The 14,437-nt window shown below is 45.5% G+C and carries 8 protein-coding genes and 1 pseudogene; 6 read left to right on the top strand and 3 right to left on the bottom strand.

Going from position 1 to position 14,437, the window contains the following annotated elements; all coding sequences use genetic code 11:
• Positions 1 to 174 precede the first annotated feature (174 nt).
• Positions 175 to 324 (bottom strand): annotated as a pseudogene (locus MAE_RS35375) (ISNCY family transposase); the annotation flags it as partial.
• 1,498 nt (positions 325 to 1,822) lie between these two features.
• Here MAE_RS35375 and MAE_RS22080 point away from each other — a divergent pair.
• The 6 genes from MAE_RS22080 (at position 1,823) to MAE_RS22055 (ending at position 8,574) form a co-directional block, all read left to right on the top strand.
• Positions 1,823 to 3,547 carry a diflavin flavoprotein gene (locus MAE_RS22080; protein ID WP_002795906.1) on the top strand — a complete coding sequence of 575 codons (1,725 nt, stop codon included), beginning with the start codon at positions 1,823 to 1,825 and terminating at the stop codon, positions 3,545 to 3,547.
• Positions 3,548 to 3,673: 126 nt separating this feature from the next.
• Positions 3,674 to 4,174: a phosphate-starvation-inducible PsiE family protein gene (locus MAE_RS22075; RefSeq protein WP_002763297.1), complete on the top strand. Its 501-nt coding sequence runs from the start codon at positions 3,674 to 3,676 to the stop codon at positions 4,172 to 4,174.
• A 455-nt stretch (positions 4,175 to 4,629) separates the two neighbouring features.
• The gene (locus MAE_RS22070; protein ID WP_012267512.1) at positions 4,630 to 6,375 is read left to right on the top strand and encodes a diflavin flavoprotein; all 1,746 of its coding nucleotides are present in this window, start codon (positions 4,630 to 4,632) and stop codon (positions 6,373 to 6,375) included.
• Between the two features lie 121 nt (positions 6,376 to 6,496).
• Positions 6,497 to 7,222 carry a hypothetical protein gene (locus tag MAE_RS22065; RefSeq protein ID WP_002795904.1) on the top strand — a complete coding sequence of 242 codons (726 nt, stop codon included), beginning with the start codon at positions 6,497 to 6,499 and terminating at the stop codon, positions 7,220 to 7,222.
• A 5-nt stretch (positions 7,223 to 7,227) separates the two neighbouring features.
• Positions 7,228 to 7,500, top strand: coding sequence for a hypothetical protein (locus tag MAE_RS22060; protein WP_002795903.1), 273 nt, complete (start codon positions 7,228 to 7,230; stop codon positions 7,498 to 7,500).
• 330 nt (positions 7,501 to 7,830) lie between these two features.
• The gene (locus MAE_RS22055) at positions 7,831 to 8,574 is read left to right on the top strand and encodes a DUF1995 family protein (protein WP_002795902.1); all 744 of its coding nucleotides are present in this window, start codon (positions 7,831 to 7,833) and stop codon (positions 8,572 to 8,574) included.
• Positions 8,575 to 8,616: 42 nt separating this feature from the next.
• On the opposite strand, the gene MAE_RS22050 is transcribed toward MAE_RS22055, so the two are convergent.
• Both MAE_RS22050 and MAE_RS22045 read right to left on the bottom strand, forming a co-directional pair.
• A complete protein-coding gene (locus MAE_RS22050; protein WP_012267508.1) occupies positions 8,617 to 13,260 on the bottom strand; it encodes a hypothetical protein in 4,644 nt (1,547 codons plus the stop codon).
• Positions 13,261 to 13,476: 216 nt separating this feature from the next.
• The gene (locus MAE_RS22045) at positions 13,477 to 14,241 is read right to left on the bottom strand and encodes a hypothetical protein (protein WP_012267507.1); all 765 of its coding nucleotides are present in this window, start codon (positions 14,239 to 14,241) and stop codon (positions 13,477 to 13,479) included.
• Positions 14,242 to 14,437 lie beyond the last annotated feature (196 nt).

Raw genomic sequence — 14,437 nt, 5'->3', positions numbered from 1 at the left:
AAGGTTAGCGATCACTATACAGCCAACTCTACGGCATCGCTCTACTCCAGATACAGTCAACGGTACAGACATTTTCAAAGGGAAAATGTACCCAGTGACGGCTTGTCAATTTTTTCTGAGAAGCTCCAGGCAGTAAGGGTTTTGTTAATTTTTTAGTATTTCTGTATGGGGTAAGTCCAGGAATATAACCGTTCTTGATAGTATGGTGAGAACCACAACGCCAGACAAGTAAATACAGGCGAAAGGGGGATTTTGTTCTGTGCTAGGCTGATATTTGAGTAAGCCGGACAGGAGCCACAAAAAGATATTTATCAGAAAAGTCATGATCAAGCTAGAGGTTTAAGGACTGATTGGGTTCCAATTATTTTTATTAATAAATATTTTACATACTTCATGCCGGATAAGCAACATGGCTCACTACTACTACCAAGTCATAATAAATCGGTTGAGCATAGGCTACATATCAGGACAGGCAACAGGCAGAAGGCAATAGGCAAAAGGGGGAATAAATAATCAGTCTTTAATAACCAGATTTAGTATTAAAAGGTATAGGATAGCGGGGAGCAGAGAGAAACAATTCATAACTGGGTTTTTAAGGTTGGATTGGGAGTTAATCATACTATTAAAAACGGATTTTGGGTATTACCTAAGTAGGGCTTGCTGAAAAAGCTTTTCGGTGGTGGCAGGGTGTGGGGTGTGGGGTGTGGGGTATGGGGTTTTATCGATTTTCAGGTGGTCAAGTAGCTAATTTTCAGGGAAAAAGTCCAGGAATTTTCCCCCCGATCCCCGCAATGGCTGGCACTTTTTGAGGGGAAAAAAGTCCAAAAGTCTTATCCAACAAGGTTTTTAGATTTATTCAGCAGACCCTAAGTAATACTTCTATGTTACATTATTCTCAATAAGGCTGTCCTTATTGCGGTGAATAATAGAGTTCTTGGATAAATTTAAGTACCTAAGCAAAATTAATTACACATCTAAGCCACTACTCCGTCAGACTTCTGGTGTGAGGAAACAGTGAACTGAAAACTCAAATCCGATCCCTAATAGCTGTCTCCCGTCTCCCGTCTCGGAGTCTCCCGTCTCGGAGTCTCCTGTCTCGACTAGGAAATTAATTTTGCACGACTACTTAGTAGATTTATTTTTGCTTAAAAGAGCGGCCGCTCTTGACTCAGTCGTTATACCATTTTTCTTGGTTCGTGGACCGCCCTCCCAGAAAGCTAAGCTGTTGACTATCTAGGGTTTGCTGAATATTACTGGAAGCCTACTAGAAAACGGTTTTGGCACTTTTTTAGTCAAAAAAGTGCCAGAGACAAACGTTGAGAAATCGATCCGAGGGACTCATACTAAATCCGTTGAGTAGACCTCCTGCAAAAGTAAGTTATCGGGCCGCTATTCGGTCACAATATCTAAAAGCTCGGATAAATTCGGCATAATATTAGGTTTTATGGCTAGTCTAGTCGTCTCTTGTCTTTTTTCTTCTCCTGACTCCCGACTCCTGACTACTGACTCCTAACCCTAACAACAATTTTTGATTTTTACAAGAGGTCTAGTATAGGCTACTTATGAGGACAGGCAAAAGGTACTCATGCAAAAGGCAAAAGGAGAAATAGATAATCAGTCTTTAATAACCGGATTTAGTATTCAGATCTTGATTCGGCAAGGCCAGCACTCAAATTAATACTCGCAACCATAGAGAAAAGGTTATATAAATCTAGCTAATCATTTACTTGAGTAATTGGTATTTTACAAATCGCTGAAAGCAAGTCACCATAGGAATTAAGCAAATGCAGTTCCGAATCAAATCCTGTGGGAGAGAGAAATTATGGTTGCTTTAATCACCCCAAAACCCGCTAAAACCAGCCGTTTAACCACACAAATCCAAGAAATCGCCGAAAATACTTTTACCTTGCGCTGTTTGGATTGGGATCGCGATCGTTTTGATATCGAATTTGGTTTAGAAAACGGTACCACTTATAACTCTTTTGTTATTCAAGGGGAAAAAACCGCCCTAATTGATACATCTCACCGCAAATTCGATCGCCTTTATCTGGAGGAATTAACTAAACTAATCAACATCAATCATCTTGATTATTTAATTATCAGTCACACCGAACCCGACCACAGTGGTTTAGTCAAAGAAGTTTTGGAATTAGTCCCAGAAGTTACCGTGGTTGGGGCAAAAGTTGCCATGCAATTCCTCGAAAACATGGTACACAGACCCTTTAAACAGTTAATCGTTAAAAGTGGTGATACTTTAGATTTAGGCAATGGTCATATCTTAGAATTTGTTTCAGCCCCTAATCTTCATTGGCCTGATACTATCTTCACTTTTGATGCTAAAACTGCCACCCTTTTTACCTGTGATGCTTTCGGAATGCACTTTTGTGATGATCAAATCTACGATCGAGAAAAAGACCTGCTAGAAGCCGATTTTCAAACCTATTATGACTGTCTGATGCGACCGAATGCTCGTTCAGTTTTAGGGGCAATTAAAAGAATCGAGAAATTTGAGATTAATCTCATTGCCACTGGTCACGGTCCCCTATTAAAACACCATATTTCTGATTGGGTGGGACGCTATCAAACTTGGAGTCAAGAACAAACTTCTGCCGATACTTTAGTGGCTATATTCTTTACCCAAGATTACGGACAAAGCGAACATTTAGCCACTATGATTAGTCAGGGTCTGACTAAAACTGATGTGGTGACAGAATTAGTCGATATGAATAATGCTGATCCCCACGAAGTCAGAGAATTAATCAATCAGTCTAAAGGAGTTGTCATCGGAATGCCTCCCCAATCTTCCCTGACTAACCAGACGATTTTAAGCACGATTCTTGCTGCAGTTAATGGCAAACAAGCTGTAGGATTATTTGAGTCAGGAGGTGGGGAAGATGAACCAATTTTTCCCTTAAGAAATAAATTACAGGAAATGGTCGCAATCGAAGCTTTTCCTCCTCTTTTAGTTAAAGACAATCCCAATCAATCCCTCGATTTTATTGCCGATGAAGCAGGAACCGACCTCGGCCAATGGTTAAGCCGAGAAAAAACGATTAAACAAATTAAATCGATTAACAACGACTTAGAAAGAGCTTTAGGCCGTATTAGTACCGGATTGTATCTAATTACTTCCCAAAAAGCCGATTTATCTAGTGCCATGATTGCCTCTTGGGTGACACAAGCAAGTTTAAATCCTTTAGGTGTGGCGATTGCAGTGGCCAAAGATCGGGCAATGGTATCCTTTTTACAGCCTAGCGATACCTTTGTTTTAAATGTTTTAGCTGAGGATAATTACCAGAAATTAATGAAACATTTCCTCAAGCGTTTCTCTCCCGGTGCCAATCGTTTTGAAGGCATTAAAACCTATACTGCCAATAATGGATCACCAATTTTAGCCGATGCCTTAGCTTACATAGAATGTGAAGTAACCAGTCGTTTAGATTGCGGCGATCATTGGGTAGTTTATTGTACCGTTAATACCGGACGAGTTGCCCGTTTAGATACCTTAACTGCTGTCCATCATCGCAAAGTTGGCAACCATTATTAACAGTTATCAGTTAACAGTTATCAGTTATCAGTTATCAGTTCACCGATTACTGGTTACTGCTCACTGCTCACTGAAAAATCCCCCCAACAGCTAACACCCAATTCTATCAATCTTAGGAGAAATAAAATGTACGAACCAATTAAAAACCCTTCCCCAATGATGGTGCGAGTAGTGCAAGTCTTAGAAATGATTCAAGATTTAATTGTCATTTCTCTCTGTATCGGTTTATTTAGCTTCATGGTGTTAGAAGTCAGAGAAATGTTTATGTCTCTGCTGCCACCGATTCAATTTCGGATTATTACCGCCGATATTTTATTCCTCTTAATTCTAGTAGAATTGTTCCGATTATTGATTATTTATTTGCAAGAAAAACGAGTTTCTATCGGTGTTGCCGTGGAAGTTTCTATCGTCTCGGTTTTGCGAGAATTAATTGTCAGAGGAGTCCTAGAAACTAATTGGACACAAGTATTAGCTGCCTGTGCTTTTCTAATAGTTCTCGGTACATTAATGGTGTTAAGAGTTTGGCTTCCTCCCACCTTTGAAGGTATCGATCCTGAACAAAAAGTTTCTGAACGTTATCGTCAACATTTAGTTAAAGAATTAACTGAAATAAACAGCAAAATTTAGTCAGTTATCAGTTATCAGTTATCAGTTATCAGTTATCAGTTATCAGTTATCAGTTATCAGTTATCAGTTATCAGTTATCAGTTATCAGTTATCAGTTATCAGTTATCAGTTATCAGTTATCAGTTATCAGTTATCAGTTATCAGTTATCAGTTATCAGTTATCAGTTATCAGTTATCAGTTATCAGTTATCAGTTATCAGTTATCAGTTATCAGTTATCAGTTATCAGTTATCAGTTATCAGTTATCAGTTATCAGTTATCAGTTATCAGTTATCAGTTATCAGTTATCAGTGAGAAGGGGATAGGAAAATGGGGTAATAGGGTAATGGGGAGATAGAGTAATTTCCCCTAAAACCCTACTTCCCCAACACCCCACACCCCACACCCCACACCCCACACCCCACACCCCACACCCCACACCCCACACCCAACAACTAACACCCAACTTAACAATTATGACCACTAATACTTTAATTCCCAATCCTGCTATCAATAATCGCTCCCGCGATGTTCAAACCGCCGAAATTGCCGATCAAACTTGGGTTTTTCGCTCCCGTACTTGGGACAGATTAAAATTTGAAATAGAATATGCTCGTCAACGGGGAACCACCGCTAATTCCTATCTTATCTGTGGCGATAAAACCGCCTTAATCGATCCCCCTGGAGAATCCTTCACCGAAATTTATTTAGAAGAAATTCGTCAATATATCTCCTTACATCGTCTCGATTATCTGATTCTCAGTCACGTTAATCCCAACCGTATCGTCACTTTAAAGGCCTTATTAGCCGCCACCCATCAAATCACCATCCTCTGTTCTAAATCTGCCGTCAATACCCTTAAAAATGCCTTTCCCGATGCCCAAATTTTGGGCATACGAAGCGATGAAATCCTTGATTTAGGGCAAGGTCATCAACTCAGTTTTATTAATGTCCCTACGCCCCGCTGGCCTGATGGTATCTGCACTTTTGACCAAAAAAACCAAATTTTATACAGCGATAAATTATTTAGTGTACATCTGTGCAGTGACGATCTTTGGGATAAAAATTGGAAAGAATTAGATGTGGATCGTCGTTATTATTTTGATTGTCTCCATGCCGTGCAATCCAAAGCGGTAGAAACAGCCCTCGACAAAATTAAAGAATTTCCCGCCCAATATTATGCACCCGCCCACGGTCCGATAATTCGTTATAGTCTTAGTCGTCTTGCCCACGATTATCGTTATTGGTGTCAAGAACAAAAAACTCGACCTCTACAAGTGGCTTTATTATATGCTTCTGCCTACGGAAATACTGCCACCCTGGCCCGCTCGATCGAACGAGGATTATTAGAAAATGATCTGGCCGTAGAATCAATAAATTGTGAGTTTGCCACCCCCGCCGAAATTAGTCAAGCGATCGAAAATTGTGACGGATTTATTATCGGTTCTCCCACCTTAGCCGGTCACGCTCCTACCCAGATCCAAACCGCTTTAGGAATCGTTCTTTCCACGGCAGCAAAAACTAAATTAGCCGGGGTTTTTGGTTCCTACGGTTGGAGTGGGGAAGCTGTAGATTTAATTGAAACTAAACTCAAAGATGCTAATTATCGCCTCGGTTTTGAATCCTTGCGCGTGCGTTTTAGCCCCACAGAAAGCTGTTTACAAGCAGGTTATTTAGCTGGAGAAACCTTCGCCAGGACCTTGAAAAAAACCAAAAAATTGCGGGTTCCCCAACAGGGAATGACCGAAACACAAATCGATCGCACTGCCCAGGCCGTTGGTCGGATTGTCGGTTCCCTCTCTGTTCTCACCACTCGTCAGGGCGAGGATCATGCTGGTTTCCTGACCTCTTGGGTATCCCAAGCCAGTTTTAACCCCCCGGGGCTAATTATCGCCGTTGCTGACGAACAAGCCGCTGATCGCCTAATTAACTCCGGAACCGCCTTTACCTTGAATATTCTCAAGGAAGGGCGCAATTTACGCCGTCATTTTTCCAATCGCATCAAATCTGGCGGCGATGTCTTTACGGGATTAGAAACCCAAGTCGGGGAAAATGGCTGTCTGATTTTAAGCGAAAGTCTCGCCTATCTAGAGTGTACGGCCAAAGAGCGACAACTCTGCGGCGATCGCTGGTTAGTCTATGCCACCGTCGAGCGGGGTCAAGTTTTGGATAGTAACGGTGTCACCGCCATCGGTCATCGCAAATCCGGTAGTCAGTATTAAAACTGGACCGGGGGGGTCAAGTTCCTGACTTTCCCCCTATCATCGGCCTAGATTTCTGGGGAACAAATGTTATGTTAGTATCCAAGGTTGTCCGACCGGGCCATTTTGTCTTTGTTTCCCCATGAAAAAATTGCCGCTAATCCTATCGGTGGGGAGTGTCGCTTTATTGTTGGTGGGATGTCCAGCTTCTGACCAAGCTAATCAATCCCCACCACCCAGCCAAGAAACCCCCACCCCCACCCCCTCTCCCAGTCCCCCGGCTGCCCAACCACCTGCCTTTAGCGGTGCTGTGCAACCGGCCACCGAACCAACCCCCCCAAGGGTAGCGGGATTGATTCCCGCTACCGATCCTGACCAAAAACGGGCAGAAATTAATCGCGGTCGCAGCGATCCCTTTGCCCCCTTTCCCCTACAACCAAATATTACGATTACAGCGGAAGAAAAACCCCCAGTTGGGACTCCGGCGGCTACCGCAGCCGCACCCCCATCCGCATCCGTAGGCAATCGTCCCACTCCCAGACGACCGATAGTTAAAGCGCCGCCACCACCACCGCAACCAACGGAAGCGGAAGAAGTGCAAGTATCGGGCATCGTCCAGTTACCTACCACTGCTATGGCGATCGTGAAAGCCCCCGGAGAAGCCACGGAACGTCGAGTTATCCCCGGTTCTACCCTCTCTAATGGTTTAATTTTAGTTAAAGCGATCAACACCGATCCCGATAACCCCTATATTGTTCTACAACAAAGCGGTCGAACTATTACCCGTCGCCTAGGGGATGGTGTCCCCGAACCCGCCGCCGCACCGCAAGCCTCGATCAGCTATAATATTTCCGAATCAGGAGAATAAAACCCGTGCGATCGATTGCTATTCAACAAAAACAAACCATTATTTATCCCCAAATGCCCTTGGCTATCTATCGAGAATTAGCCAGCCATTTACAACAGGTTCAGGGGGTCGAAACCCATCTCACTCCCCAGCAGTTCCAACAATTCGATTATCACCAAAGTCAGATCGGTAGTCTAGAAATTAACTATACCGAGACTTTTCAGGAAAGCGATCGCCCTCTGGTCACGGCAATTCTCGGTTATTATGCCCAACGTCACGGCTCCTATCGGCTTTCCTAAGCCTTCTCTCCTCACCTTTTCTCCGATTACCGACTTTCTTGTTAAAAACTAAAGGTATTTTATAGGATTTATCTTAATGCTGGGGATGATGCCAAATCCCGTCATACTTCATCTAAACTTAAGTAGGGTTTGCGGCAAAAAGTACGGGCGAAGCATTCGGATAGAAAATCTACGGTTTCACCGATAGGTTATTGCCCGAATGCTTCGCCCCTACAGGACGTAGGGTTCATTCATGAATCAACCCTACCTTTTATAAAAATTAAAATCTTTCTGATTTTAAGCCACCGACGACCAGTGGTAGTCACTGATAACTGATAACTGATAACTGAAATGACCCTACCCAATTCCCTAGAAGAAACGATCCTGCAAGCGAAAGCCGCCACCCAACTGGCTCTAGAATCGGGAGACAGACGCATACAAGTGGAATTAGTTATCCCAGAAATTGCTCTACAAGCGCAAGCTTTAGCCCTTGATTTTACATCTATTTTTGACAGTTATGGTTCTGGTTTAAGGGTAATTTTTCCCGATACCGGGGCTGCCATGTTAGCCCGACGGGATTGGGGAGAAACAGTTTTTCAACTGGGAGATTTAGGTAGTCGTTTTATTCCCATCGAAAACAAAATTAAGCCCGAAGATGAAGCGTTTTTAGTTGTTTGTCCCTCCTCGGTGGAGATTAATTCCGTAGAAAAACTCTGTAACTTGGCCGAAGATCGCCCCGTGGTTCTTCTGATTCCCCAATTGGAAGATGTATCGGTAGTGGGTATCGGTTACGCAGCCCGACAATTGCGAGAAAGATTTTTAAGTACCCTAGAAAGTTGTTATTATTTTCGTCCCTTGGAATCAGCGATCGTGTATCGTTCCTATCCTTCTTTGTGGCAAGTTTGGCTCGAAAAAGAAGACGGTTACGAGTTAATTTCCGAACAATCCACTAAACCCATGGGGGAAGCTTTAGAAAATCTGATTCTGAAAGCTTCTAGTAATACTCCTAATGATAGTTCTAATCCTGCTAATAAAGCCAAAAAGTCCGGTTTATTTGCCACTATGGGACGCTTCTTAAAAGCATTACAACAGTGACATACTCCCCCCGTCAAGTTAGGCTGTGACGGTGGGAGTATGTCAATCCCACTCCTGTAAGTCTCTGAGCCAATTTTGCAGCAAGCTAGTTAATTGAGTACGGCGAGTTTCAAAATTGCCAGCAATTGAGAGCAAGCTAACCCCCACCAGCAATCCGATAATCCATTTAAGCAGAGGATAAAGGGAAATCAAAATTACCAACTGATAGAAAGCATTAGCCACAAAAGTAAAAGTGCCAAGATAGAGGAAGGCGCGAATTCGTAAGGCTAATCCGGCAAAAATTGCCACTAAACTGAGGATGCCAGGCAGGATTCCCGTCTGATGATGAAACCAGAGAGCCGCACTAGCAATAATGCCTGTTCCCAAGAGGCGAAGCAGGTGGCGCAAGGATTTGCCTTGCCTCCCCTGACAGGTAGGTTCTATCCAGACAAGACAGAGGATAGACAATCCGACAAGACTGCTGTAGGCGAAGGGAGTTGCCAGAGAGAAATCCGCCAGCCAAAGGGCGATCGCCCAATTCACTAACAAGAGGGTAAGATAGCGCCACCGGGGTTGCTGCCGCAGCCAAGCCAGCCAAGCATAGAATCCAGCCACCACCAGCAAACTTAGGGGATTGAGCTTGTCTAAACTGCCCCCAAGGGCGAGTCCTGGAAGAACAAGAGCGAGGAATTGCCAAGGACGAGGCGGCCAGCCCCAAAGCCGCCAAGGGAGCAGATAGGTGAAAACAGCCACCCCAGAGGCGATTACTCCCAACCAAGAAACTAGGTATTGAGAGAAGAATTCCATCGGAGGAATAGTATTGGCAGCATAAACCCCAATCCCAGTGGCTTCTAGAATACCCAGATAGACCCAGATTTCAGCGATCGCCTGGTCAGGATGGTTGCGCCCTTGCCAGATAGCATAACGAGTCAAAAAGATACCGGTTGCCAATCCCAACAGTTGATTGACTGCAACGGGATAGAATAAAGCCCCTAGTAACAGGCAACTGCCCAAAGCCCAGTGCAGGTGGGCAACCAACTTCAATTCTGAACCCGTCAGATGCAAGTAGCCAGCCAACCAGGGAGAGAGCAACCGATAGCCGTAAACCAAGTTGGCGGCCAGGGCTGCCATTGCCAAAAATTGATCGCCTTGGGACAGGTCGGCAATTTGATAAAACAATAGCTCGTAGGCTGAGATGGAGATCCCGCCAATTCCCAGGTACAACAAGGGCTTCCCTGCCGGGGAGCGCCGCCCAACCCCGATGGCAATCAGTACCAGTCCCAGAGAACTCAAGCCAGTCCAACTACTGAAAAATCCCCAACGCAGAGCCGCTCCTAGGGCCCCATAGAGCAAGGGTAGGATATTCCAGCTATTGAGCATTTCCCGCCTGTGATCTCTGTGCCACCAATCTCCCAACAGTTGGGTAAGCAATCCCAAGAGAATATTGGCGATCGCTAGGGCAATTAAAGACTGCTTAGTTAGGTTGAGAACTTCGATGGTGAACAGTTCCAAGCTCCAGCCTACCCCGTAGATGCCCCAGTTACTCGGCTCGAGGTAGCTTCGATAGGCGATCGCCCCTAAAGTCAGGGCAGCCGCTAGGACAGGAAGGCTCGAGGCAGCCATCCAATCCGAGTAAACGGCTAGAGAATGGAGAGTCAGGGCGACTAACTCCAGACTACAGAGGGCAATTGCCCAGCCATCGCAGGCGCGGGCATAGAGGAGAGCAAGTGCAGAAGTCCGCTGGCTCAACCAATAGCGCAACAGCCAGAGGGAGAGGGGGATAAGGGCGATTGCCCCCGCCAACAGCCAATCTAATCCAGGGAGAGGCAATCTCTCTAGTAAGGCAACGCTCAAGCCCAAGGACAAGCCGACCGTGATGGCAGCCGCTGCTAATTTTTGTAGGCGATGAGTCTGAAAGAACATCAAACCAGTGGCGATCGCAAAGGTGACTAGGCGGGTTTCTACCCCTACCCAGGTGGGAATTTGGGCAACTAACAGGACTGAGATGCTCAACCAAATGACTAGGTTAGGTTGGCGCGAGGGTTGCCAACTGCGATAAGCTGTCGCCCCCATCAGCAGCCAAGTGGCGATCGCTTCTCTACCGTCTGGAGAATTAAGGACATTACCAGAAAGCGCCAATAACATCAGGAGGGAGAGGCAAGTTGCCCAACCATCGCTAACCTGGGCATAAATTCTCGCCAAATTATTCGGTAATGCCCTTAAGCATTGGCGGAGAATCCACAAGCTTGTCGCAGTAATTACCCCTGCCAACAGCCAGCTTGCTTCTTGCCGCAATGCCCAACCAAAACTGCCATCCCACAAACACAGTGCCAGCCAACTCAAGCCAAAACCTACGGTAATCGCTGCTGCTGCTACCTGCTCTAAGTTACGGCTATTGACGAACATCAATCCTGTAGCTATCCCTAAGCTAATTGAGGCAATTCCTGGTTCCAACCCTTGCGGGGGTCGGGCTGTTAAGATAAGCCACTGCCACAGGGCTAAAGCGTCTATACTCAACCAACTGGCAACTTCCCGCCGAGCCAGATTCCAAGTTGCCACCCCAGTCAGGGCCAGGGGAGCCAAACCCCAGACTAAGCCCCACTCTAGCCCCATAAGCGGGCGCTCCAACACAGAGGTCAACTGGGCGAAAACTGCCACCTGATTGAGGATAAACAAGCCATAGGATAGCCCAGCCAAGATTAGTCCCAGCTTCCAAGTTGTGTGGTGTAGGAGATGGAGCAAGGAAGTAGGAGGAAAGGGCTGTTTCACGCTGAATGCCAATTCCAGCACCGCCAGCATGATTAAAATCACGCCCCAAACTGCCCAACTCAACCTTGGCCATCCCCAGTCAATCGCCAAAATTAGGGTGAGCAAGCCAGCTAGGTGAGTGAGATAGGCCAGGGAGAGAAAACGGCGGGAAATCTCTTGAAGGGAAGCTAGTTTGACTTGCCGTTGGCTGAAAATTACTAACGCCAGGGTTGAAGCTGCCAAGTTGAGCGTCCTCAAGGCAGGATTGACTAAGGAGCAAAAGGTCAAGGTTGTTCCCCAGAACAAGGCTATCGAGCCGGTAAAAGAGGCTAATTCCCGCTTGCCCAATTGGGAGAACCAATCTGTCAGGAATAGGATTAAGACTAGGTAAGGAAAGAAAACTAAGCTTAGTAACGCCCAAGGGGTAGCTTCAGCGCCAGTTAAACCAGTCCCCAAGGTGATTGCCCCTTGCCTGAAAGTGTCTGGAAGTAAGCGCCAAGCCAGCCACAACCCCTGCAACCCAATCAGCAAGGCTGCTGCCAAGTCGAACTTCCGCCAGGAGTAACCGATGCGTCGGGCAAAAAACAGGAGTGATAAACCACTCACTGCTAGGGCTTGCCAAGGTGTTTCACCCACCGACAGTAACCAACCTAGCAGCAGCAAGCTACCGCCGATACGCTGCCACAAGGAAACAGATTGTCTGGTCTGCCAACTGGCTAACCAGCCGCAAATCCCCACAGCCAGCCCCAATTGGCTAATCTCTACCTGAGCGATAAAAATTGCCCGCACCAGCAGGATAACCAGCCCATAGACGACAATTGCCTCATTTAAGCTAAAAGGGGCTAATCTTTCTCTCCTTGATGCTGCTTCTTGTCCGGCTCCTTCAGGAACACGGGAAAGGGAGATCAAAGTTGTTCCCACCACGCCCAAGTAAGTTGCCAGCAAGGGAAAACCCCCAATTGCCCATCCCCAATGCAGATAGCTCAATCCCAAGTGATTCGGCAGACTTTGAGAAAATCCTGCCGGGCCAGTTCCCCCGTACCTCCCCCGGAATAGTTGAACTGTTACGGCGGTAAGGGAAAGGGCAGCCACTACCACAATCAACCAGGCTAGAGGGTTGCGCCACAAGCCCAAGCTATCCATGGCCAGAAAATTCATCGGTACTAGCAACAGGGTAACCAGGCGCAAAGCTTGACTGGTCAGGCGCAGGCCCGGCTGTTGGCTACTCCAAAAACTGGCTCCCCAAAAAGCTAAAGTATAAAGCCACAAAACCCCATACTGTCCGGCGCTTGAGAATTTTTCCCAAAAGTTGGCGGCGAGGACACCAGAGGAGATGACCACCATGAAGACTCCCAACAGCAGCAGCCAGAGGACGCTCAATTCTGCCATCAGAGACTGTAACATTTGTCCGAATTGACTGGGAGTTTCCTGCCGTCGAGGAGATGTTGGCGGCCGTGGCGGGATTCTACGGGGAGCTTCTGGCCGTCGAGAAGGTAGCGCGGGTGGGGGAGGCGGCTGGGAGGAGATGGGGTCTGGCAGCGGCTCTCTGGTAGGGGCAGTTGTCAGTATAGGCATGACACAGGAGAGGTTTTCCCGACACAGTTGCTTGACTTGAGATTCCCCAAGTAATCCTAATTGGAGCCATTGTTCTAAACCTTGTAGTAGAGGGGGATGGGAAGCTCTCACTCTTATAACAACCCGGATTTGAGAAGCAGTCAGCCAGCCTCGCTCTTGCCATTGCCCCAAACCTTCTAAAAAGTTAGCTATAGGGACGCTGGTGGTTATTGTCAGAGCGAGGGTTTCTTGAACTGAATTTTCTCTCGCATTTATTGCTAATTCTAGTCTTTTGTCGGCAATCAACTCTAATTCTAGCCATTGATTGAGAGCTAGTAAAAGTTCGGCTGGCGAGTTGGGATTGACGATTTCTATGGGGATGATTCGCTTCTCTTGAAAGGACATAAGTAATCAGATAAGTAGTCGGACATAAATTCTCTCGTCTGTCTTAAGAAATGTAATTCTGGCAATTCTTGCTGACTCCTGACTCCTGACTCCCACGGTTAACTTTACTTTTGTCCGACCACTTAAAGGTAAAGTTAAAGTTAACTGTGGAGACAAGGGAACAGGGAACAGTAAGGGTTTCAGCCTTGGTTAGATCTCTTAAGAAATTAATCTCATCTAAGCTGTCTTGAAAAAGCGAATAATCTCTCGTACATGATTGAGAAATTGACTGTCTTCTGTCAGTTGTGCGATCGCATTTTGTGCTTCCTGAGATAAGGTTTCATGTTCAACCTGATTTTTAGCTTCTAATTTTTCTAGTAAGGCTTTCAGACGGGCTAATTCTTGGCGAGTTATTTTGACTTCTTGTTGCTGTATATTTGCTTCTGTATCGAGTTTTTCCCTAATTATTGCCACATTAGCCTCTAAATTAGAGACGCAAACGCGCAACTCTACTACATCCTCTCTGGGATACTTAATCTGTTCTCGAATCATTGACAAACGCACGGCTAAATATTGATAAGCCCGAATCGCCGGACGTAAAGCTGTCAATAATAAAGTTGCACCGGAACTCACATATCCTACTGCACTAATTCCCGTTGCTGCTAAGGTATAAAGTCCAATTCCTGACAGCAAATGTAAGGCGATTGCGAGCCGAATTGACCAACGCGCTACTGTCTTAACATAATCAACTTGTTTCCGATCTACGGGAATATTTTTTTCTTGAGAAATTGCTGCTTCTGCGATGACTTCCTGGGCATCAAAATAAATGTTCCAAGGAACAGTCACAATTACTAACAACCACCAAAAACTGGCGATCCCAATCAACCAATCGATTAAATTTCCTGACGGGATGTGCAACCATTGTAAAATTCCAAAAGCTAGTAAGACTAAGGCTCCAAAAATCACACAAAATCCGATAAATCCTAGATAGCTTAAAAACATCTCAATCCCCCCATTTTTATTTCTCTTTCTTTTATGTTAGAAAAAGATTGATCAAGTTTCACTAACGGTTGTGACAGTTTGTGAATTTACCCATAAAATGACACAATTGTGAACCATAACTTGGCTGTTTGACAACGAGTATAGTGTAGCGACTGTCTTGATGGTCAAGGGGGAATTTAAAAAAAAACTCAAGCAG

Origin of the sequence: Microcystis aeruginosa NIES-843 (genome assembly GCF_000010625.1) — a bacterium.
In the GTDB taxonomy this organism is placed as follows: Bacteria; Cyanobacteriota; Cyanobacteriia; order Cyanobacteriales; family Microcystaceae; genus Microcystis; species Microcystis aeruginosa.
This window is presented reverse-complemented; position numbering and strand designations above follow the sequence as displayed.